This is a genomic window from Glycomyces salinus, from assembly GCF_016428645.1.
Classification (GTDB): domain Bacteria; phylum Actinomycetota; class Actinomycetes; order Mycobacteriales; family Micromonosporaceae; genus Glycomyces; species Glycomyces salinus.
This window is the reverse complement of the sequence record NZ_JAELXW010000121.1, coordinates 1-21128: the sequence shown is the minus strand read 5'-3', so window position 1 is coordinate 21128 and position 21128 is coordinate 1. Positions and strand designations below refer to the sequence as shown.

Annotated in this window: 19 protein-coding genes and 2 pseudogenes; 12 read left to right on the top strand and 9 right to left on the bottom strand. The window is 71.0% G+C overall.

The features are described from left to right. Positions 1-34 precede the first annotated feature (34 nt). From JFB92_RS22390 to JFB92_RS22380, 3 genes are all read right to left on the bottom strand, one after another. The gene (locus tag JFB92_RS22390; RefSeq protein ID WP_199043831.1) at positions 35-466 is read right to left on the bottom strand and encodes a cobalamin B12-binding domain-containing protein; all 432 of its coding nucleotides are present in this window, start codon (positions 464-466) and stop codon (positions 35-37) included. 115 nt (positions 467-581) lie between these two features. Next, positions 582-1577: a hypothetical protein gene (locus tag JFB92_RS22385; RefSeq protein ID WP_199043842.1), complete on the bottom strand. Its 996-nt coding sequence runs from the start codon at positions 1575-1577 to the stop codon at positions 582-584. 88 nt (positions 1578-1665) lie between these two features. Further along, on the bottom strand, positions 1666-2001 hold the full coding sequence (locus JFB92_RS22380; RefSeq protein WP_307789255.1) for a MarR family winged helix-turn-helix transcriptional regulator: 336 nt from the start codon (positions 1999-2001) through the stop codon (positions 1666-1668). A gap of 104 nt (positions 2002-2105) precedes the next feature. Between JFB92_RS22380 and JFB92_RS22375 the strand changes: the two genes are divergently transcribed. Next, positions 2106-3593, top strand: coding sequence for an MFS transporter (locus tag JFB92_RS22375; protein WP_372451679.1), 1488 nt, complete (start codon positions 2106-2108; stop codon positions 3591-3593). A gap of 69 nt (positions 3594-3662) precedes the next feature. Here JFB92_RS22375 and JFB92_RS22370 read toward each other — a convergent pair whose 3' ends face one another. Beyond that, a complete protein-coding gene (locus tag JFB92_RS22370; protein ID WP_199043828.1) occupies positions 3663-6080 on the bottom strand; it encodes an FtsX-like permease family protein in 2418 nt (805 codons plus the stop codon). A 26-nt stretch (positions 6081-6106) separates the two neighbouring features. Further along, positions 6107-6880: an ABC transporter ATP-binding protein gene (locus JFB92_RS22365; RefSeq protein WP_233163682.1), complete on the bottom strand. Its 774-nt coding sequence runs from the start codon at positions 6878-6880 to the stop codon at positions 6107-6109. A 195-nt stretch (positions 6881-7075) separates the two neighbouring features. On the opposite strand from JFB92_RS22365, the gene JFB92_RS22360 reads away from it, so the two are divergent. Both JFB92_RS22360 and JFB92_RS22355 read left to right on the top strand, forming a co-directional pair. After that, positions 7076-8341 carry a sensor histidine kinase gene (locus JFB92_RS22360; RefSeq protein WP_199043827.1) on the top strand — a complete coding sequence of 422 codons (1266 nt, stop codon included), beginning with the start codon at positions 7076-7078 and terminating at the stop codon, positions 8339-8341. Then, positions 8329-8976, top strand: a complete 648-nt coding sequence (locus JFB92_RS22355; RefSeq protein WP_199043826.1) for a response regulator transcription factor — start codon at positions 8329-8331, stop codon at positions 8974-8976. Before JFB92_RS22360 ends, JFB92_RS22355 begins: the two co-directional genes overlap by 13 nt. A gap of 21 nt (positions 8977-8997) precedes the next feature. Here the strand turns inward: JFB92_RS22355 and JFB92_RS22350 are convergent, their stop codons facing one another. Beyond that, positions 8998-9435, bottom strand: coding sequence for a thermonuclease family protein (locus tag JFB92_RS22350; protein WP_199043825.1), 438 nt, complete (start codon positions 9433-9435; stop codon positions 8998-9000). A 28-nt stretch (positions 9436-9463) separates the two neighbouring features. Here JFB92_RS22350 and JFB92_RS27075 point away from each other — a divergent pair. From JFB92_RS27075 to JFB92_RS22325, 5 genes and pseudogenes are all read left to right on the top strand, one after another. Further along, positions 9464-10663: pseudogene (locus tag JFB92_RS27075) on the top strand (cell division protein PerM); the annotation flags it as partial. Between the two features lie 172 nt (positions 10664-10835). Then, the gene (purN, locus tag JFB92_RS22340) at positions 10836-11441 is read left to right on the top strand and encodes a phosphoribosylglycinamide formyltransferase (RefSeq protein ID WP_199043823.1); all 606 of its coding nucleotides are present in this window, start codon (positions 10836-10838) and stop codon (positions 11439-11441) included. A gap of 6 nt (positions 11442-11447) precedes the next feature. Then, complete coding sequence (locus tag JFB92_RS22335; RefSeq protein WP_199043822.1) at positions 11448-12191, top strand: VanZ family protein; 744 nt, start codon at positions 11448-11450, stop codon at positions 12189-12191. An 18-nt stretch (positions 12192-12209) separates the two neighbouring features. Then, positions 12210-13760: a bifunctional phosphoribosylaminoimidazolecarboxamide formyltransferase/IMP cyclohydrolase gene (gene purH / locus JFB92_RS22330; protein WP_199043820.1), complete on the top strand. Its 1551-nt coding sequence runs from the start codon at positions 12210-12212 to the stop codon at positions 13758-13760. Positions 13761-13902: 142 nt separating this feature from the next. Beyond that, a complete protein-coding gene (locus JFB92_RS22325) occupies positions 13903-14205 on the top strand; it encodes a TFIIB-type zinc ribbon-containing protein (protein WP_199043819.1) in 303 nt (100 codons plus the stop codon). Here JFB92_RS22325 and JFB92_RS22320 read toward each other — a convergent pair. Continuing rightward, on the bottom strand, positions 14202-14765 hold the full coding sequence (locus JFB92_RS22320; RefSeq protein WP_307789253.1) for a 2'-5' RNA ligase family protein: 564 nt from the start codon (positions 14763-14765) through the stop codon (positions 14202-14204). The genes JFB92_RS22325 and JFB92_RS22320 overlap by 4 nt on opposite strands. Next, positions 14765-15781, bottom strand: coding sequence for a tryptophan--tRNA ligase (gene trpS, locus JFB92_RS22315; protein ID WP_199043818.1), 1017 nt, complete (start codon positions 15779-15781; stop codon positions 14765-14767). The genes JFB92_RS22320 and trpS overlap by 1 nt, the downstream gene beginning before the upstream one ends. Before the next feature lie 122 nt (positions 15782-15903). Here trpS and JFB92_RS22310 point away from each other — a divergent pair. The 4 genes and pseudogenes from JFB92_RS22310 to galK form a co-directional block, all read left to right on the top strand. Then, positions 15904-16668, top strand: a pseudogene (locus JFB92_RS22310) (DeoR/GlpR family DNA-binding transcription regulator); the annotation flags it as partial. A 155-nt stretch (positions 16669-16823) separates the two neighbouring features. Beyond that, the gene (gene galT, locus JFB92_RS22305; protein WP_199043816.1) at positions 16824-17957 is read left to right on the top strand and encodes a galactose-1-phosphate uridylyltransferase; all 1134 of its coding nucleotides are present in this window, start codon (positions 16824-16826) and stop codon (positions 17955-17957) included. Next, the gene (gene galE, locus JFB92_RS22300; protein ID WP_199043815.1) at positions 17954-18925 is read left to right on the top strand and encodes a UDP-glucose 4-epimerase GalE; all 972 of its coding nucleotides are present in this window, start codon (positions 17954-17956) and stop codon (positions 18923-18925) included. Before galT ends, galE begins: the two co-directional genes overlap by 4 nt. Then, the gene (gene galK / locus JFB92_RS22295) at positions 18912-20054 is read left to right on the top strand and encodes a galactokinase (protein WP_199043814.1); all 1143 of its coding nucleotides are present in this window, start codon (positions 18912-18914) and stop codon (positions 20052-20054) included. The genes galE and galK overlap by 14 nt, the downstream gene beginning before the upstream one ends. Before the next feature lie 21 nt (positions 20055-20075). On the opposite strand, the gene JFB92_RS22290 is transcribed toward galK, so the two are convergent. Beyond that, on the bottom strand, positions 20076-20669 hold the full coding sequence (locus JFB92_RS22290) for a hypothetical protein (RefSeq protein ID WP_199043812.1): 594 nt from the start codon (positions 20667-20669) through the stop codon (positions 20076-20078). Positions 20670-21128 lie beyond the last annotated feature (459 nt).

Below are 21128 nucleotides of genomic sequence, written 5' to 3'. Positions count from 1 at the left end.
CGGGATTTTCAAAGTTTTTTCTGGCCGCGGAGTTCTAGCTGGTAGAAGCGGCTTCGGCCCCGCCGACATGGGAAGCGACCCATTCGGCGATCGACTGCGTCGAGGCGCCGGGTCCGAATATCGCGGCGACCCCTTGGGCCTTGAGAGTCTCGGCGTCCTGTTCGGGAATGATCCCGCCGCCGAATACGACGATATCGCTCGCGCTCGCTTCTTCGAGCAATGCGAGGACTCGTGGAAAGAGCGTCATATGCGCTCCGGAGAGAATGCTCAGCCCGATCGCGTCGGCGTCCTCGGCCAATGCCGTGGCCACCACTTGCTCGGGCGAGTTGTGCAGGCCGGTGTAGATGACTTCCATGCCCGCGTCGCGCAGCGCCCTGGCCACGACCTTGACGCCGCGGTCGTGTCCGTCGAGACCGACCTTGGCCACGACCACCCGGATCGGCGGGCGGTTCGACGCTGAAGACATGCAGACCTCCTCGAGTGCGGCCGCCGCGTCGGCTTCGGCGACGCTTTGCGGAGCCATAATTCTTTGGAGCGGCGGCCGTCCTACGAGTGAGCTTAGTCCCGACTACCCGAAAGGTCTAACGACCGTAAGGAGGCTGCTGCCCCTGCTGCGGGTAGCCCTGCTGGCCGGGAGGCGGCGGGTAGCCGCCGGGCTGGCCCGGCTGTTGCGGCTGCTGGCCGGGCTGGGGCGGGTAGCCGGGCTGCAGTCCGGCGGCCGGGGCGCCCTTGATGAACGCCTTGACGTCTTCGTTCCTGAAGTAGATGAACGACGCGTAGCCGTACAGGCCGGCGAGAGCGAGGTTGATCAGCATCGGAACCACGACGATGCCGCCGACCAGAGACATCGCGCTGAGCCCGCCGAGAACGCTCAGCAGCGACAGTCCCGCGGCGACCATAATGAGGATGACACCGGTCAGCCGGAGGCCCGGCGATTTGATCTGGCCGCGCGGCAGGGAGAAGCCCCAGTATCCGAATGCGAGGGCGAGCAGGATGCCGACCGCCTCGGAGAAGATCACGACTCCGCCGATGAGGACGAGGCCGAGGATGCTGCCGACGATGCCGACGCCGGCGCCGATCATCGCGACCATGCCGATGCGTTTGATCCCTTCCGGAACGGCGCCCGGCACGCCGCCCGGCTGCCCGTACGGCTGGCCCTGGGGCGGCAGTTGGCCTTGGGGCGGCAGTTGGCCGCCGGGAGGCTGCTGGCCGTACGGCGGCTGCTGCCCGTACGGCTGCTGGCCGGGCTGGGGCTGCTGCGGCTGGCCGGGCTGGGGCGGCTGCTGGCCGGAGGGCTGGAAACCGGTCTGCGAGCCGCCGGACTGCGGCATGACCGTGGTCTCGGCGAACGGCTGCGGCGGTTCGGCCGGTCCGGTCGGGTTCCCCAGCGGCGAGGCCGGGGGAGGCGGCGGGCCCGCCGACGCGGCCGGATTCCCTCCGCCGACCTTGCGCAGCTTCATGGTCGATTCCAGCCCCTCGGGGCCGGGAGCCTCGGGCGTGGACTTGCCGCCGCCGGGCTTGAGTTTGAAGGTGCCGCCGTCCTCTTCGTCGGGCGGCCGGTTCTCGGGGTGAGCCATCGAGATCTACGCTCCATAACCAGGTGGTCGTGACTATTGCTCTCGGAGTCACCATACCGACTCCCGACCCGCGGGCGTTGCTCAGCGGTCAGGCGAAGTGCTTCCTCAAGACCGCCTTGTGGGTGGGGCGGGCCTCCTCCCAGCGCTCGCGACCGGCGGAGGTGAGCTGGAGGAAGTTGGCGCGCCGGTCGATCTCGCAGGCGGCGCGAGCGACCAGGCCGGCCCGCTCCAGGCGGGTGATGGTGCGCGAGAGGGCGCTCTGGCTGAGGTACATCTCGGCCTCGAGGTCCTTCATCAGGATCTTCTCGGTCTCGCGGTCGCTGCAGTATCCCGAGATCGCCTGGAGCACCTCGAACTCGCTGAGCCCCAGGCCGTGTCTGGACTGGAGCTCGTTCTCCAGCTCGCAGGACGTGTCGTGGTACACGCGTAGTGTCTCAGACCACTTTTCGCATACTCGGCGATCACTCGGAGGCTCCATGACCAGCAGATTACCATGTCAAGACATTTAATGTCCACTCATTTTATGCGTTGACATTGAATGCGCGAGCATGTAACTTCATCGTCGTGACACTCACGGAAACCCAACCTTCCCGTCCCGAGCCCACCGAGAACGCCCCCTCACACGCGCCGAGCCGCTGGGGGCCCAGACTCTGGGCCGTCCTGTTCGTCGCCGGACTCGCGATGTTCCTCGACGCGCTCGACGTCTCCATGGTCGGCGTGGCGCTGCCCTCGATCGGCGCCGAACTCGGCCTCGAGACCGCCAGCCTCCAATGGATCGTCAACGGCTACATCCTCGGCTACGGCGGCCTGCTCCTGCTCGGCGGCAGAGCGGCCGACCTGCTGGGGCGCCGCAGGGTCTTCATCGGAGCGCTGATCGTGTTCGGCGCGGCCTCCCTGGTCGGCGGGATGGTCGACTCGGGTGAGCTCCTGATCGCCAGCCGCATCGTCAAGGGCGTGGCCGCCGCCTTCACCGCCCCCGCCGCGCTGTCGATCATCACCACCACCTTCAAGCAGGGCCACGATCGCAACAAGGCCCTGTCGATCTTCACCGTCTTCGGCGCCACCGGCTACGCCTCCGGACTGGTCGCCTCCGGCCTGCTGACCGGCGTCGACTGGCGCCTGACCTTCTACGCCCCGGTCGCGGTGGTCGCCGTGGTCCTGGTCGGCGCGTTCATCGTGGTGCCCAAGAACACCGACAAGGAGCACGGCACCATCGACTTCGCCGGCGCGGCGCTGCTGACCGGCGGGATGCTCGCGGCCGTCTACACGATCGTGACCGCCCCCGAGACCGGCTTCACCGCCACCGTCACCTTCACCGCCGTGGCCGCGGTCGTCCTGCTGGCCGCGTTCGTGCTCACCGAGAACAAGGTGCGGCACCCGCTGGTGCGCCTGGGCATCCTCAAGATCAAGTCGATCGTGCGGGCCAACCTGGCCGCCATGGCCATCTTCGGCTCCTACATCAGCTTCCAGACGATCGTGTCCCTGTACCTCCAGAACACGCTCGAATGGGGACCGCTCCAGATGGCGCTGGCGCTGGCCCCGGCCGGAGTGATCGTGGCGATCCTCTCGCCGATCGCCGGGCGCTTCATCGACCGCTACGGCACCACGCCGATGATCATCGCCTCTATGAGCTCGTTCGTGCTGGGGTACCTGTGGTTCCTGGTGCGCGGCGGCGCCGCCGAGCCGCTCTACGTCGTCGACTACCTGCCCAGCTTCCTGCTGCTGGGACTGGGCTTCGCGCTCGGGTTCTCCTCGGTCATGGTCCAGGCCACCGAAGGGATCTCCGACGACGAGCAGGGGCTGGCCTCGGGCCTGGTGCAGACCTCCGGCCAGATCGGCGGGGCGATCGTCCTGGCGATCGCCACGGGCCTGATCGGCACGGCCACCACGACCGCGACCAGCCTGGACGGCTACCGGCCGGGCCTGTACCTGGTCGAGATCGTCGCCTTGGTCGGCCTGCTGGCCTCGGCCACGGCCCTGCTGGCCCGCACCCGACCGGTCGCCGAGGCCGCGTAGCGAGGTCGGATCCAGCGAACAGAAGGGGGGCCGCCCGCGCGGGCGGCCCCCCTTCCCCTTCTGTTTCCCTCAGACGGCCGCCATGAGGCCGGTGGCCGACCCGGACAGGGCCTTGCGTGTCGCCGCGCCGGTCGCGGCGAAGGCCAGCGCCACCGCCAGCGCGGCGGCGGCCGGGACCACCCAGGGCGGACCCTGCGGCCACGGCCTCCCGGCCAGGCCGAGGCCGAGCAGCGACATCGGCAGCACCGAGATCGCCAGGCCCGCGGCGACGGCGATGGCCGACAGGATCGCGGTCTCGCGGCGCATCATCGCCCGCACCTGCCGGGGCGTCGCCCCGGCCATCCGCAGCGAGGCGAACTCGCCGCGGCGGCCGACGGTGGCCGCGACCAGGCTGTTGCCGACCCCGAGCAGCACGTACCCCAGCAGCACGATCGTGACCGCCACGTTGATCCACCGCTCCGATGGCGCCTTCGCGCCCAGGGCGGCCCCGCCCGCCTCCAGGCCGGGGCGGCCCGCGGCCCAGTCGGCGACGGCGGAGCCGTCGCCGGAGACCAGGACCGTGTCGATCCGGCCGGGCCCGACCAAGTCGGACGAGGCGATCACGCTGCCGAAGCCGAAGCCGCGCTCGTAGGTCGCCACCACCGTCGCGGAGACCTCCCGGCCGTCGGCCAGGACCAGGTCGACCTCGTCGCCGACCGCGACGCCCCACACGAAGGCGGTCGAGGCGGCCACGGCGACCGCCTCGCCCTCCAGGTCGGCCAGGGAGCCCTCGGCGACCCGCGGGTCGGCCACGTGCTCGGCGCCGGGGCCGAGCACCAGCGCCTGGAACGACTCTGCGTCGGTCCCGTCCAGGAAGTCCGAGGAGCGGATGACCGTGGTGGAGGCGACCGGCACGGCCGCGTCCACGCCCGGCAGCGCGGCCAGTTCGTCGACGTCGCCGGCCGGGACGGTGCCGAGCGCGGGCGCGGACACGGCCGTCTCGGCGGTGATCCCGTCCTCCAGTTCCGCGGCGGCGGCCCGTTCGACGGTGGTCTGGCTGTAGACCTGCATGACCGTCAGCGCGATCGCCAGCGCCAGCACGGTCACGGCCCCTGCGGTGCGGCGGGAGTAGGCGCGGGTGTTCGCCTCGGCAAGCCACGCGGGGGCCTCGGAGCGGCGCGGCAGGAGGGACGCGGCCAGGGCGGTGGCGGCCTTCACCAGCGCGGGCCCGGCCAGGGCCAGCCCGATGACGGCCGTCAGCGTGCCGGTCCCGGCCGATGCGAGCGCCCCCTCGCCCGGCAGGAACAGCGGCATCAGCGCCTGACCCATGGCGAGCGCCAGCAGGACCAGGCCGATCGTGGTGCGCACGCGGCCGACCGGCTTCGGCTCGGTGCGGGATTCGGCCACCGCGGTGGTCGCGGGAAGCCTGGAGGTCCTCCAGGCGGCGCAGCGGGCTGCGATCTGGACCGTGGCGAGCATGAGGAGGGCGGCGGCCAGGGCGGCCAGCGGGCTGCGCGCCAGCGGCAGGTCCCCTGGGAGCATCCCGGCGTCGGCGAGCATGCGCGCGAAGCCGTCGGCGGCCGGGTAGCCGAGGAGCCCCCCGGGGACGACCGCGACGGCGGCCACGACGGTGGCCTGGGTGGCGACCAGCCGCCGCACCTGTTTCGGGGTGGCCCCGACCGCGCGCAGGAGTGCCAGGTCGCGCCGCTGGTTGGCCACGGACACCGCCAGGGCCCCGGCGGTGATGAATCCGCACAGCAGCATGATGGTCCCGGCCAGGGATCCGGAGACGGCCACGAGTTCGCCTCGCGCGGCCCCGCCCTCGATGCGCTCGACGTCGCCGCGCGCCTCGCCGGTGGTGACCTCGAATCCGCCGCCGAGGACGCCGCCGAGGTCGGCGGCCACCTCCTTTGCCGAGGAGCCGGGTTCGAGGGCGACCGCGATCAGGTCGGCCTCGCCCTCGGGCAGGCCCGACAGCTCGGCGGCGGTGTCGGCCTCGAAGTAGAGGCCGGGTCCGCCGGTCGTGCCGGTGACGGTGTACTCGGCCCGCCCCGAGGCGGTGGCGACGGTGACGGTCTGGCCGGTCTCGGCGCCGGTGCCGGCGCCCGCGACGACCTCGCCGGGGCCGGTCGGGGCCTCGCCGTCCAGGTCGGCGCCGGTCGCCTCGGCGCTCGCCCAGCTGTGCCCCTCACTCGGGGCGTCGGCGCCTTCGACGCTGGCCGGGAACGACACGTCGGCGACGGCGGCGGCCACCCCGGGGACCGCTGCGGCCTCGTCGGCGGTCTCGGCCGGGACGGTCACGCGCTCGGTCAGCGGCAGGTCGAGGTCCTCGGGCACCGGGTGGCGCTGCGGGGCCGAGATCAGGACGTCCGCGGCGGCGAGCCGCTCGGGCTCGAGGTGCGAGGTCAGTCCGGTCTCGGCGACCACGCCGGTCGCGGTGGCCAGCGCCGCCGCACCGAACACGGCGCAGAACACGGCGACCAGGCCGCCGACCTGCTTTCGCGCCATGGAGACCGATGGTTTGAGCATGCCGCTCACACCCGGCTCCTCCGCAGGTGCGTCAGGTGCCGTGCCAGCTCGTAGGCGGTCGGGGCGTTGTGGAACCGGTCGATGCGGCCGTCGGCGACCACGGCGGTGGCGTGGGCGCGGGAGGCGGCGTCGGGGTCGTGGGTGACCATCACCACCGTCTGGGAGAACTCGTCGACCAGGTCCCGCAGCAGGTCGAGGACCTCGGCGGCGGTGTCCATGTCGAGCGCGCCGGTCGGTTCGTCGGCGAAGACGACCTCGGGGCGGGCGGCCAGGGCGCGCGCGATCGCCGCGCGCTGCTGCTGCCCGCCGGACAGCTCCGACGGGCGCCTCGACATCAGCGGGCCCAGCCCGACCCGGTCGGTAACCGCGTCCAGCCACTGGCGGTCGGCGTCGTTGCCCGACAGGCGCAGCGGCAGCGTGATGTTCTCCTGCACCGTCAGCGACGGCAGCAGGTTGTAGGACTGGAAGACGAAGCCGATCCGCTCGCGCCGCAGCGCGGTCCGGCGGGCCTCGCTGAGCCCGGAGATGGCCGTGCCGCCGACGAAGACCTCGCCGGAGGTGGGGTTGTCCAGACCGGCGGCGCAGTGCAGGAGCGTGGACTTCCCCGAACCGGACGGCCCCATGACCGCCAGGAACGACCCGCGCGAGACCTCCAGGGAGACGCGGTCGAGCGCGGTGACCGCGCCGTCGTAGACCTTGGTGACTTCGCGCATGAGCAGGGCCGGAGGACGCGTGTGGTCCTGCCGGAGCTTGGTTCTGGGTCTCGGGAGCGTCCGCATCGTGGTGCCTTCCGGTATCGGGGGATCGTCGACACCCATGACGCTATTGCCGAAAACGTTGCGCCCCAATGAAGCCAGCGCCCGAATGCCGGTAGAGCGGGCAGGAGGGCGAATGGTACGGCCAGCGGTACCGTCGCCCAGGTAGCGGCGCGTGTACGTTTCACCCACGGAACCGAGACGGGAGGCAGCACCGGGATGGAACGCGCAGAGGGAGGGGAACGCCGCATTCTGAAGGCGGCGCTGCGCGCCACCGGCTGGGCCGCGGCCGGGGCCGGGACCGGCATCCTGGCGCTGTTCACCATCCCGTTCGTGGTGTTCATCGTGTTCCTCGGCGCGATCGGGCCCGGTCGGCCGCTGCTGCGGCCGCTCCTCCAGTGGGTCAGGGTGCTCGCGGACCTGGAGCGCCGCCGCCTCGGCAGGCTCGGGGACGAACCCGAATCGCCCTACCCGCCCGACGTCGACGACGCCCCGGCCGAAGGGGTCAAGGCGTTCTGGGGGCACCTGCGAGAGCCGTGGGTGCGCCGGGACCTGTGGTGGGTGTTCATGCACGGCACCTTCGGGCTCATCGTCGGCATGGTCATCCTCCAGCTGCCGTTCAACGGGACGCACGACCTGACCCTCCCGGCCTGGTGGCACCTGGCCCCCGCCGGCGAGCGGCAGGTGCTCAACGGCACCCTCCCGGTCGGGACCTGGACCGCGTCGGTCTTCGGCGCCGTCATCGGGCTGGGCCAGATCCTGCTGTGGCTGCTGGCCTCGCCCAAGCTCCTCGAGTTCCAGTGCCGGCCCGGGATCAACCTGCTCGGACCCGACCCCGACGTGGACCTGTCCGAGCGGGTCGAGCAGCTGTCGGCCACCCGCGCGGCCGCCCTGGACGCGCACGCGGTCGAGCTGCGCCGCATCGAGCGGGCCCTGCACGACGGCGCCCAGAACCGGATCGTGGCCGTGGCGGTCCTGATCGGCGCCGCCCGCCGCGAGGTGGTGCGCGATCCCGACCGGGCCGACGAGATCCTCGAGCGCGCCCAGGCCACCGTGGAGGATTCCCTGGCCGAGCTGCGCGCGGTCGTCCGCTCGATCCTGCCTCCGGTGCTGGAGAACCGCGGCCTGGAAGGGGCGCTGAGCGCGCTGGCCTCCGACTGCGCGGTGCAGTGCGAGTTGACCGTGGACGTGCCGGTGCGCTGCCCGGCCAGTGTCGAGTCGACCGCCTATTTCGTTGTGGCAGAGTCGTTGACGAACGTCGCCAAGCACTCGGGTGCGAAACACGCCGAGGTCGAGGCTCTCAGGCGGGGCAACCGGCTCGAAGTGAGCGTGACCGACGACGGCCGCGGCGGCGCCGACCCCGCCGGCGGCACGGGCCTGGGCGGGATCGGCCGCCGCGTCGACGCGCTCGACGGCGAATTCAGCGTGTCCAGCCCGCCCGGCGGGCCTACCCGGATCAGAGTGGAGCTGCCATGCGGATCGTGATCGCCGAGGACGACACCCTCCTGCGCGAGGGCCTGGGGCTGGTGCTGCGGGGAGAGGGCTTCGAGGTGGTCGCCTCGGTCGACGGCCCCGAAGCGTTCCTGGCCGCCGTCTCCGAGCACCGGCCCGACATCGCGGTGGTGGACGTGCGGATGCCTCCGACGCACACCGACGAGGGCATCAAGGCCGCCGTGGAGGCCCGCCGCCTGCATCCGGGCCTGGCCGTCCTGGTCTTGTCGGCCTATGTGGAGCAGAGCTTCGCGACCGACCTTCTCGCCGCCGGCGCCGAGCGCATCGGCTACCTGCTCAAGGAGCGGGTCGGCCGCGTCGACGCCTTCATCGAGGCCCTGCACCGGGTCTCCGGCGGCGGTACGGCGATCGACCCCGAGGTCATCGCCCAGCTCTTCGCCCAGCGCCGCGCCGGCGACCCGCTCGAGAAGCTCACGCCGCGAGAGAAGGAGGTCCTGTCGGTCATGGCCGAGGGCCTGGGCAACACCGCGATCGCCGAGCGGCTGTTCATCACCGAGAACGCCGTCCACAAGCACATCCGCAACATCTTCATGAAGCTGGAACTGACCCCGGACCCCCAAACCGACCGCCGAGTAGCCGCAGTCCTGCGCTACCTCGAGAACGCCTAGAGACGCGGTCGCCCGGTCCCGCTAATCGATTGGGTGGTACTTCCACATGCCGCGCTTCTCGGCCTGGGCCAGGCGTTCGGCCTTGCGGAGGGTGTCGCCGATCGTCAGGTCCTGGTGGCGCAGGATGTAGGCCTCGGCCATGCCGAGGGCCACGGCCTCCACCGCGTAGTTGATGCCGTTCTCCATGACCACGTGCGCCAGGAGCCGGTCGTACTGGTCCCAGACCGGGTCGCCGGGGTCGGTGAAGAGGTGGACGGTGCGGCCTTCGAGCTTCTGCTTGGCGTACGCCTTCGCCTCGGCGCCCCAGTCCTCCTCCTCGCGGAAGCCGCCCGATTCGGGGCTGTTGATGCCCATGATGCGCACGCGGGTCTTCTCGCCGTCTTTGACCACCCGGAACGTGTCGCCGTCGATCACCTCGTAGGCCTCATAGCTTCCAAAGTAGTCTCCGGGGCCTTCCATCGTCGTCTCCATTCCGTTCGGGGGCAAGGTGCCGACTCATCCTCGCATTGGCGGCCCGCTCTGGTGCAGCCCGGAGTCCTGGGGCTATGACAGACTGGTCGACGTGGAAAAGCGACCGGACTCACCGTCCCGGACCGCCAGGTCGGCGCAGCGGGACACTGTGGTCGTCGACCGCGCCGCGAGACCGGACGGCCCCGCCAGACCCCGCGCGCTGCTGTCCTCGGCCGTCGCCACCGTGCTGTGGGCGGCCACGGTCGTCTACACCCCGATCCTGGTGCTCACGATCCTCGCGTGGTGGCTGGCCGGGCGGGAGGGCTCGGTCGGCGCGGTAGTGGCCGCCGCCGGGGCGATCTGGGTCGCCGGCCACGGCGTGGGCGTCGGCGTCGGCGACCTGCACCTGACGGTGACGCCGCTGCTCATCACGGCCCTGGTGGCCTGGCGAGTCGCCAAGGCCGCCGCAGGAGTCGCCCGCGCCATCGGCGGCCGCGACGCCGCCGCAGTGCGGGCCGCCGCCGGCTCGGTGTCCATCCTCTATATAGGCCTCGTGGTGGGAGCGGCCGCGCTCGTCTCGAACGGGCCCTTCTCGATCTCGGTGCCCCTCACCCTCGCCTACACCGCGCCCCTGGCGATCGCCGCTGCCGCCTACGGAGCGGCCCGCGAAGCCGAGGTCCTGCCCTGGGAGCGCCAGTCGGTGTGGCTGCGCCGCGGCGTGCGCAGCGGCGCCCTCACCGTCGCGTCCCTGCTCGCGGCCGGAGCCGTGCTCATCGGCGTCGCCTTCGCCGTCCGCGGCCCGACCGTGGCCGACACCTTCGCCGTCTACGGCGACGGCGCCTGGGCGGTGGCCCTGCTGACCCTCCTGTTCCTGCCGAACCTGGCGATCTGGGCCGTCGCCTACATCTCCGGGCCCGGCTTCGCCGTGGGCGTCGACACCGCCGTCCAGGCCGAGATGGTCGAAGTCGGACCGCTGCCGGGCTTCCCGCCGTTCGCCGCCGTCCCCACCGGCCCGCTCCCGGCCGAGGCGACCATCCTCGTCGGACTCCCGCTCATGCTCGCCGCGGTCTTCGGCGTGCTGCTGACCTACCGCTCCCCGGACCTGCGCGGTCCCCGCGTGACGACCGCCGCGATCCTGGCCGCCGCCACCGCCGCGGCCCTGCTCGGGTTCCTCGCCTGGGCCTCGGGCGGCGCGGCCGGGACCGGGCGGCTCGCCGAGCTCGGGCCCGAACCCGGACCGGTGGCGGCCTTCGCCGGGCTCCAGATCCTCCTCGGGCTGGTCGGGGCCGCCCTGATCGCGCGGCTGTTCGCCGTGCACCGCCGCGCCGCCGAGTCCGAGCTGGTGCGGCGTGACACGGTGGTCATCCCCGAACCGTCGCCACCGCCCGACCAGGAGTTATGGTGCTGCGGTGACCAAGAAACTCGTGGTGCTCGTCTCCGGTTCCGGCTCCAACCTCCAGGCGCTCATCGACGCCTCGCGCGACCCCGACTACGGGGCCGAGGTCGTCGCCGTCGGATCCGACCGCGACGGCACCTACGGGCTGAAGCGCGCCGAAGAGGCCGGCATCCCCACCTTCGTGCGCAAGGTGCGCGACTTCGACACCCGCGAGCAGTGGGACGCCGCGCTCACCGAGACCGTCGCCGGGTACGAGCCCGACCTGGTCGTCTCGGCCGGATTCCTCAAGCTGTGCGGGCCGCGCTTCCTGGACGCCTTCCCCGGCCGCTACATCAACACCCACAACTCGCTGCTGCCGGCCTTCCCGGGCATGAACGGCCCCGGCGAGGCGCTCAAGGCGGGCGTGAAGCTCGCCGGCGCGACCCTGTTCATCTGCGACTCGGGCGTCGACACCGGTCCGATCATCGCCCAGACCGCGGTCCCGGTCGCCGACGACGACACCGTCGAGACCCTCACCGAGCGCATCAAGGAAGCCGAACGGGCCCAACTGGTCGAAGCGGTCGGCCGCATGATGCGCGAGGGCTGGACCGTCAAGGACCGCCGCGTCCTCCTAGGCTGAACCCCCATGCAGCCCCTCTCCGTCAACTCCTTCGAGGCGACGACGGTCGCGGTCTCGTTCGCGCTGCTCCCGGTCGCGTTCGCCGTTGCCTGGGGCCTGGCGGCCCTTCGTATCCGCGCCGGGCGTCCGGTCCGCGAGGCGTGGCGCCACTCGCTCGCCGAGGTCGGCATGGTCGCCGGATCGATCCCGCTGCTGTTCCTCGGGTTGACCCCGCGCGAGGGCGCGGTCGCGGTCCAGCTCGTCCCGCTGGTGGACCTCGCCGACCTGGCGGTCTCCGAACCCCGCGTCATCGTCGAGCAGTTGGCCGGGAACGTCCTGGTGTTCGCCGCCGCCGGTTTCTTCGCCCCGATCCGCTTCCGCATCGGCCTGGGCACGATCGCCCTCGGAGCGGCGGTCGCCTCCACTGCCCTCGAAGCCTCCCAGTACGCCTTCCTGGCCGGAAGAGTCGTCTCGACCGACGACGCCCTCCTCAACACCCTCGGCGCAGTCCTGGCGGCCCTGGCCTCCCGCCCCTGGTGGCGGGTCTCACGGGACCGGCGCGGAGGCGAGGCGGCCGTCGAGCCCGGCGTGTTAGCCTCGGTTTGTCGCAACTGGCGAGGGCGGCGTCCTTCGAGGTTTCCCGTGGCACGGACCGGGCAGCTCGTTGTTGAGGGGAGACCGAGGGCGTACGCGGGTGGAGCACCACCGGGGAGCGGCGCTGCTGAACCTGTAACTGCGGTCGAACGCCTGGGCCGCAGTCATCTTCACTGAAACAGGAGCAGTGCATTCGTGAGCGAGCAGAAACCGATCAAGCGTGCCCTCGTGTCGGTCTTCGACAAGACCGGCGTCGTCGAACTGGCCCGTGACCTGCATCAGGCCGGGGTCGAGATCGTCTCCACCGGCTCGACCGCCGCGCGCATCGCCGAGGCCGGGGTTCCCGTGGTCAAGGTCGAGGACCTGACCGGCTTCCCCGAGATCCTCGACGACCGGGTCAAGACCCTCCACCCCAAGGTCCACGCCGGAATGCTGGCCGACGTGCGGAGGGACTCCCACCGCGACCAGCTCGCCGAGCTCGGCATCGAGGCGTTCGACCTGCTGGTCGGCAACCTCTACCCGTTCGCCGAGACCGTCGCCTCCGGCGCGGGCTTCGACGACATCGTGGAGAAGATCGACGTCGGCGGGCCCTCGATGGTCCGCGGCGCCGCAAAGAACCACGCCAACGTCGCCGTCGTGGTCGACCCGGCCGACTACGACCGGATCCGCGAAGCGGCCGCCTCCGGCGGCACCACCGCCGCCGAGCGCCTGAAGCTGGCCGCCAAGGCCTTCGCGCACCTGGCCACCTACGACTCCACGGTCGCCACCTGGCTGGCCGAGCAGGCCGGCGACGCCGACTCGCTTCCCGATTTCATGGCCACCCCCATGGCCAAGCTCGCCGACCTGCGTTACGGCGAGAACCCGCACCAGGCCGCCGCGATCTACGACGACCCGCTCGCCGCCGACGGGTTGGCGCAGGCCGAGCAGCTGCACGGCAAGGCCATGAGCTTCAACAACTACACCGACGCCGACGCCGCCTGGAGGGCCGCGCACGACTTCACCGGGCCGTGCGTGGCGATCATCAAGCACGCCAACCCGTGCGGGATCGCCGTGGCCGACACCGTCGCCGCGGCCCACCGCAAGGCGCACGAATGCGACCCGGTCAGCGCCTTCGGCGGCGTCATCGCCGCCAACGGCGAGGTCGACGGCGCCGCGGCCCGCCAGATCGGCGAGATCTTCACCGAGGTGGTCGTGGCCCCGGCCTTCTCCGACGAGGCCGTGGAAATCCTGACCAAGAAGAAGAACATCCGGCTGCTGCGCGCCCCGGAGTGGACGCCCTCGAAGCTCGAGTTCAAGCCGGTCTCCGGCGGCGTGCTCGCCCAACGCCCCGACCGAATCGACGCCGAGGGCGACGACACGGCCCGCTGGCGCCTGGCCACCGGCGACCCGGCCGACGAGGCGACGCTCGCCGACCTGGCCTTCGCGTGGCGGGCGGTGCGCGCGGTCAAGTCGAACGCGATCCTGGCCGCCCGCGACGGCGCGTCGGTCGGCGTCGGCATGGGCCAGGTCAACCGGGTCGACTCGGCCCGCCTGGCCGTCGAACGCGCCGGAGACCGCATCAAGGGCGCCGTGGCCGCCTCGGACGCGTTCTTCCCGTTCCCGGACGGACTCGAGATCCTCACCGCGGCCGGGGTGAAAGCCGTCGTCCAGCCCGGAGGATCGGTCCGCGACGAGGAAGTCATCGCCGCAGCCAAGGCCGCTGGAGTGACCATGTACCTCACCGGGACGAGGCACTTCACGCACTGACGCAGAAGGTCCGGTACGCACTGGCGAAGGAAGTGCGCGAGGAGCGGCGGGGACGGTCGGGTTGCTGTGAATTCTCTCAGGTTCGGGGGAAATCGGTGCTGGCCTCTGGGCATGTATGCAGGGGTCACGATAGGTTTGAGCCATGCAGACGCTCTGTCCGAAATGCCAGAATTTGATGAAGCAGTACGAGCGCAACGGCGTGGTCGTCGATCAGTGCTCCGAGTGCCGGGGCATCTTCCTCGACCGCGGCGAACTGGAGCACCTGCTCGACGCCGAGGCGGCCTTCAGCTCCAGGGGCGCCGTTCCGCCGCCTCCGCCGCGTCAGGACTACGACCGCGGTTACGGCGACCGGGACGACTACCGCGACGACCGCCGCCGCGACGACCGGTACGACAAGAAGAAGAAGCGCCGCAGTGTCTTCGAGGATCTCTTCGACTTCGGCTAGGAGCCGAGCGCGAACTCCGCCCGCGGAGTCCACGGCGTGGCGGTGCCCATCGGGCTGTCCGCCGTGCCGTGGGTGTAGAACGTGAACGCCGCGACCTCGAACTTGGCCTCGAAGTCCTGGAGGGCGGCGAAGGTGCGGTCGAGTTCGGCCCTGTCGACGTCCTGGGCCACCGTCACGTGCGGGTGGTAGGGGAAGCGCTGCGGCCCGCGGTCGATCGGGCCGTTCCGGATCGCCGCCTCCAGCTGCTCGCACACCGCGATGCCGTCGACCACGGCCACGAACACCACCTCGGTGACCGGCCGGAACGAGCCGGTCCCGCGCAGGTGCAGCTCGAACGGCTCGGTCGCCGCGGCTACGGCCGCCAGGTGCGCCTCCACCAGGCCCAGCGTGTTCGCCCGGATCTCGGTCGGACCCAGCAGCGTCAGGTGCGCGGGGACCACCCCGCCCAGCGGGTCGCCCGATTCGATGCGGGCCTCGTCGAGGATCGTCCGCCACGGCTCGGGCACGGGAATCGCCACGCCGACGGTAATACTGTGCGAGTCGGCTGAGTCTTCGTCCACTAACGCGTCACCGGAGGGTAGAAGCCGACCTTCTTGTACGTCTTGTTCAGCGTCGGAGCGGCCATCGCGCGGGCCTTCTCGGCGCCCATGGTCAGGATCCGATCCAGCTCGGCGCGGTCGTCGAGGATCTCGCGGGTGGCGGTCGCGATGGGCCCGAGCGTGTCGGCGACGACATCGGCCAGGTCGCCCTTGAAGTCGCCGTAGCCCTTCCCGGCGTATGCGCTCTCCAGCTTCTCGATCGAGTCGCCGGTGAGCGAGGAGTAGATCGTCAGCAGGTTCGACACGCCGGCCTTGTTCTCGGGGTCGTAGCGGACCGACGCTTCGGAGTCGGTGACGGCGCTCTTGATCTTCTTGCGCATCGCGTTCGGCTCGTCGAGCAGGTACAGGCACCCGCGCGGACCCGAGGAGGACTTGGACATCTTCTTGTCCGGGTCGGTCAGATCCTTGATCGTGGCCGTCTCCTTGACGATGTACGGCTCGGGCACGGTGAAGGTCTTCCCGTAGGTGCCGTTGAACCGTATCGCCAGGTCGCGGGTCAGTTCGAGGTGCTGCCGCTGGTCCTCGCCGACCGGCACCTGGTCGGTCTGGTAGAGCAGGATGTCGGCGGCCATGAGCATCGGGTAGGTGAACAGGCCCACCGTTGTGCGTTCTTGTTTGGCAGACTTGTCCTTGAACTGGGTCATCCGCGAGGCCTCGCCCATGCCGGTCTCGCTGCCGAGGATCCAGCTCAACATCGGGTGCTCCGGCACCTGCGACTGGATGAACAGGGTGCACCGCTCGGGGTCGAGCCCCAGGGCCAGGAGCTGCGCGGCCGAAACGCGAGAGCGTTCGCGCAGTACCTTCGGCTCATGCTCGACGGTGATCGCGTGGAGGTCGACGACGCAGTAAAGGGCGTCGGTGGTCTCCTGCATCGCCACCCACTGCCGCAGCGCCCCCAGGTAGTTGCCGAGGTGGAACGAGTCCGAGGTGGGCTGGATCCCCGAGAACACTCTGGGTTTGCGGTCTGCAGCGCTCATGGCTCGATTCTGACATCCGGGCGGAGACACCGGCCACCCGGTATTGCGGAATGCAACCCCGTGATGTTTACTTGTGTTGGATCTTGAGCATTATGCTTTCGAAACCAGAGGAGCCACCAACGATGCTGGCACAGCAGCGACAGAGCAGAATCGCCGAGCGCGTCCACCGGACCGGCGCCGTCCGCGTCGCCGAACTGGTCGACGAGTTCGGCGTGTCCGACATGACGATCCGCCGCGACCTGGAGACCCTCGCCGAACGCGGCCTGGTGGCCAAGGTCCACGGCGGCGCCACCGCCGTCGACTTCGGCTCCACCACCGAACCCGGGTTCGCCGTCAAGAAGGTCCGCCAGGAGGCCGAGAAAGAGGCCATCGCGGCCGCCGCCGCGGGCCTGGTCGGCCCCGGCCAGGCCGTGGCGCTGTCGGCCGGGACCACCACCTGGACCCTGGCCCACCGCCTCACCGACATCGCCGAGCTGACCGTGGTCACCAACTCGGTGCCCGTGGCCGACGTGTTCTACCGCTCGGGCCGGGCCGACCAGACGGTGATCCTCACCGGCGGCGTGCGCACCCCCTCGGACGCGCTGGTCGGGCCCTTCGCGGTCGCCTCGCTCGAGAAGGTCAACGTCGACACGGTCTTCCTGGGCGTGCACGGCATGTCCGCGCGGGCCGGGCTCACCACCCCGAACCTGCTCGAGGCCGAGACCGTCTCGACCCTGGCCGCCAAGGGCCGCCGCATGGTCGTGGTCGCCGACCACACCAAGTGGGACGTGGTCGGCATCGCCACCATCGCCGCCCTCGACGACGCCGACGTGATCGTCACCGACTCGCTGCTGGAGGAGTCGGCCCGCAAGATCCTGGCCGAGCACGTGGAGCAGATCATCACTGCACCAACACCCGTCGCGCCCACCCGTCTCCCACCGCCGCCCGACATCGAGAGCGCTTCACGCTCGCGGAGCCAAGCCGGCGCCGCAAGCGGCGCCTCACCCCGAACCGGAGGGAGCTTCGCTCCCACAGTGCCAAAAAAGGACGAGAAGAGCAATAAGTGAGCAGACCCCCGTACCTGGAGACGAGCAACCTGGCAGACGGACGCCACCTGCTGTACTTCAACGCCGGACCCGACGCCGGGCGAGCCTGGTTCGCCGACAAGCGAGACCTGGGCGACCGCGTCGAGGCCGGGCAGCTCCGCTACGACCCCCTGCGCGACGAATGGGTCGCCGTCTCGGCCGGGCGCAACGCCCGCCCCCAGCTCCCCGTGGCCTGCCCCCTGTGCCCCAGCCAGGGCGACGAGATGACCGAGGTCCCCGCCCCCGACTACGATGTCGCCGTCTTCGAGAACCGGTTCCCCAGTTTCGGAGGCGCAGTCGACGAAACCAGAATGCGCAGCGGCGGGACTCTCGCCGAGCCGGGCGCGACCGTCCCCGAGGCCGACGAGAACGAGCTGGAGATCAGCGTCCCGGCCACCGGCCGCTGCGAGGTCGTGTGCTTCTCCTCCGAGCACGACGCCTCCTTCGTGGACCTGCCGCCCGAGCGCGTCGAACTGGTCGTCCAGGCCCTGGCCCAGCGCACCGCCGACCTGGCCGCGCGCGGCGACGTGTCCCAGGTGTTCTGCTTCGAGAACCGCGGCGTCGAGATCGGAGTGACCCTCCACCACCCGCACGGCCAGATCTACGGCTACCCGTACGTCACCCCGCAGACCCGCAGGCACCTGGAGGCGGCCGAACGCCATCGCGACGCCACCGGCCGGAACCTCTTCGAGGACATCCTCGCCGCCGAGCGCGGCGGCCCGCGCGTGGTCGCCTCCAACGAGCACTGGACCGCGTTCGTCCCCTATGCCGCGCGCTGGCCGTTCGAAGTGCACCTCTACCCTCATGAGCGGTTCGCCGACCTGGCCGAGCTGCCCGAGGAGTACGTCCGGTCCTTCGCGCCGCTCTACCTGGAGGTGCTGCGCCGGTTCGACGCGGCGTTCGCCGAAGGGAAGATGCCGTACATGTCCGGCTGGCACCAGGCACCGGTCAAGGAGGGCCGCGACCTGGCTTGGCTGCGGCTCGAGATCGTCTCGATCCGCCGCGCGGCGGGCAAAGTCAAATTCCTGGCCTCCTCGGAATCGGTCATGGGCGGCTTCGTCAACGACCTCGGCCCCGAGAAGGCCGCTGAGATCCTAAGGAACGCGTTGTGAAATACCTCGTCACCGGCGGCGCCGGGTACATCGGGTCCATCGTCGCCACGATGCTCCTCGAGGAGGGCCACGAAGTGGTCGTCCTCGACAACCTCGTCACCGGTGCCGCCGACCGCGTCCCGGCCGGGGCCGAACTGGTGGCCAGGCCGGTCCAAGAGGTCGGAGAGGTCCTCGACTCGTCCTTCGACGGGGTGCTCCACTTCGCCGGGCTCATCGCCGCCGGCGAGTCGATGGAGAAGCCCGGCCTCTACTGGGAGGCGAACACGACCGGCACGTTCTGGCTGCTCGGCGCGATGCGCGCGGCCGGAGTGAAGACCCTCGTGTTCTCCTCGACGGCGGCCGTCTACGGCAACCCCACCGAGGTCCCGATCCGCGAAGAGGCCGTCAAGGCCCCCACCTCCACGTACGGGGCCACCAAGCTCTCGTCCGACATGGCCATCCAGTCGGCGGTCACCGCCTACGGCCTGGCCGCGGTCAGCCTGCGCTACTTCAACGTCGTCGGCGCCTATAAGGACAAGAACGGGATCTGGCACGGGGAGAACCACGACCCGGAGACCCACATCATCCCGATCGCCTTCGAGGCCGCCACCGGCGAGCGCGCGGAGTTCGCGATCTTCGGGGACGACTACCCGACCCGGGACGGGACCTGCATCCGCGACTACATCCACGTCGCCGACCTCGCCGAGGCGCACCTGCTGGCGCTGCGGGCCGCCAAGGAGGGCGAGCACCGGATCTACAACCTCGGCAACGGCAACGGCTTCTCCAACAAGGAGGTCGTGGCCACCGTCAAGAAGGTCACCGGTGTGGACTTCCCGGTCCGCGTCGGCTCGCGCCGCTCCGGCGACCCGGCCGAACTGGTCGCCTCCTCCGAGAAAGCCAAGGCGGAACTGGGCTGGGTGCCCAGCCGCGCATCCCTCGACCGCATGGTCGCCGACGCATGGGAGTACCACCAGCATGCCCGCGCCTGATCCGCACGCCGCCGAACTCGCCGACCGCGCCGAGGACGCCTTCCGCGCCGAGTTCGGCGCCGACCCCGCGGGGTCGTGGGCCGCGCCCGGGCGGGTGAACCTCATCGGCGAGCACACCGACTACAACGAGGGCTTCGTGATGCCCTTCGCCCTGCCGTTCTACGCGGTCGCGGCCGCCGCCGAGTCCGAGACCTGGGAGTTCCACTCCACCTACCGCGGCGGCTCGACCGTCCGCACCGACACCCTCGACGGCGTCACCGGCTGGGCCGCCTACCTCGCCGGGATCGCCTGGGCGATGAACGAGGCCGGATACCCGGTCCGCCCGACCCGCATCGCGCTGCACTCCGACGTCCCGCACGGGGCAGGGCTCTCGTCCTCGGCCGCGATGGAGTGCGCGGCCCTGCTGGCGCTGGCCGACCTTTACGGCCACGACATCGACCGGGGCCTGGCCGCCCGCATCGCCCGCCGGGCCGAGAACGAGTACGTCGGCGCCCCGACCGGCATCCTCGACCAGTCGGCCTCGCTGCTGTGCGAGGAGGGCCGGGCGATGTTCATGGACTGCCGCGACCTCTCGCGTGACCAGGTGCCGTTCGAGCTGGAGGCCGAGGGCCTGACGATGCTGGTCGTCGACACCAACGCCCCGCACCGCCACGCCGACGGCGAGTACGCCGCCCGCCGCGCCGATTGCGAGGAGGCCGCGCGCCTGCTCGGCGTCGAGTTCCTCCGCGACGCCCCGGACGACGCCTCCCTTGAGGACGACCGACTCAACCGCCGCCTGCGGCACATCGTCACCGAGAACCGGCGGGTCCTGGAGACGGTCAAGGCGCTCAAGGAGACCGGCGCTTCCGGCATCGGCGACCTGCTGACCGCCTCCCACGTATCGATGCGCGACGACTACGAGATCTCCTGCGCCGAACTCGACTCCGCTGTGGACGCCGCGCTCGGGGCCGGGGCGCTCGGCGCCCGCATGACCGGAGGCGGCTTCGGCGGCAGCGCGATCGCGCTGGTCGAGGCGACCTCGGCGCAGAAGGTCGAAGCCGCCGTCACCGACGCCGCCGCCGAGAAGAACCTGCCGACCCCGCGTGTCTTCAAGGCCAGGGCCGCCCAAGGAGCGCACCGGGTCCGCTGATCGCTTTCGCGGAACAGGCGGTCATAGGCGGAACGTCTTGTCCTGGCGGCGGGGCGACCATGCGAGCACGTATGGGGCATCGGCGCCGGGTTCCCGCTTGCCGATGACGTGCGAGGTCGTGAGGTCGAATTCGCGTGCGAAGCCGCGTACGACCTTGACACCGACTGCGGTGTCGACCACCCGGCAGAAGAGGTTCAGCACGGTGCCGTCGAGGCCGTGCTCGGCGGGCGGGGCGCCGCCGATGTCATTGCCGTCGAGATGGCCGACGCCGCGCCAGCCGAGGTACTGATCGAGGGCATCCTGTCCTTCGTCGAAGAGCCGCTGGTCCGCGGGGTGTGAGAAGTCGGAGGAGTGGGTCCAGCACTGTAGGACCACCCAGCCGTGTTGCTCATCGGGGAGCGTCTGATAGCCGTCGGCGGCGGCATCCTCAGTGAAGCCGCGGATGAACTCGGTCGCGGTGGGGCGATTCGGCCAGGTCCGGCTCTTGGCGGAATGGAAGCGGGACTTCCCTTTCGTTCCGACCTTCCCCGCATGCGTCCACACGCCGCCCTTGTCGCTCCACACCTCGCGGTAATGGAGCACCCCGGCTTCGTCCCGGCGGTAGGTCTTGACCATCGGCATGGGCCCAGTATTACCGACTGGTGCGACACGGGGGTCGGATGCTCCGCGAGCCACCACACGGGAGACGGGGTCGGAAGTCCTTATGGATGCTGCCGGACCGCAATCGGGTGGTGACTGCGGGGTGTGTGGAGCGTCGGGGGCTGGTTGGTGTGGCCGTGTCGGTTCTGGTTGCGGTTCAATCAGGCGGCGACGAGGAATGAGGGCGGTCGCGGTTGGTCTGCGGCTTCCCGGCTCGGATCTGGTTGCGGTTCAGGCGGGCGGCGATGGTGGGCTGGGGGATGGTGGTGGGGTGTGTGGGTTTGGGGTCCGGTCGGTTCAGGGTGCTTCGGTGGCCGGTGGTTCTTGAGTCTGATGGGGCTGGGCATGGTGAGGGCCCGAACCCCATCGAAGGGATCCGGGTGGCGCTGCGTGCGGTGCGCTTCCCCCGCCGCAGGTGCTGCCCGCGGCGGGCGG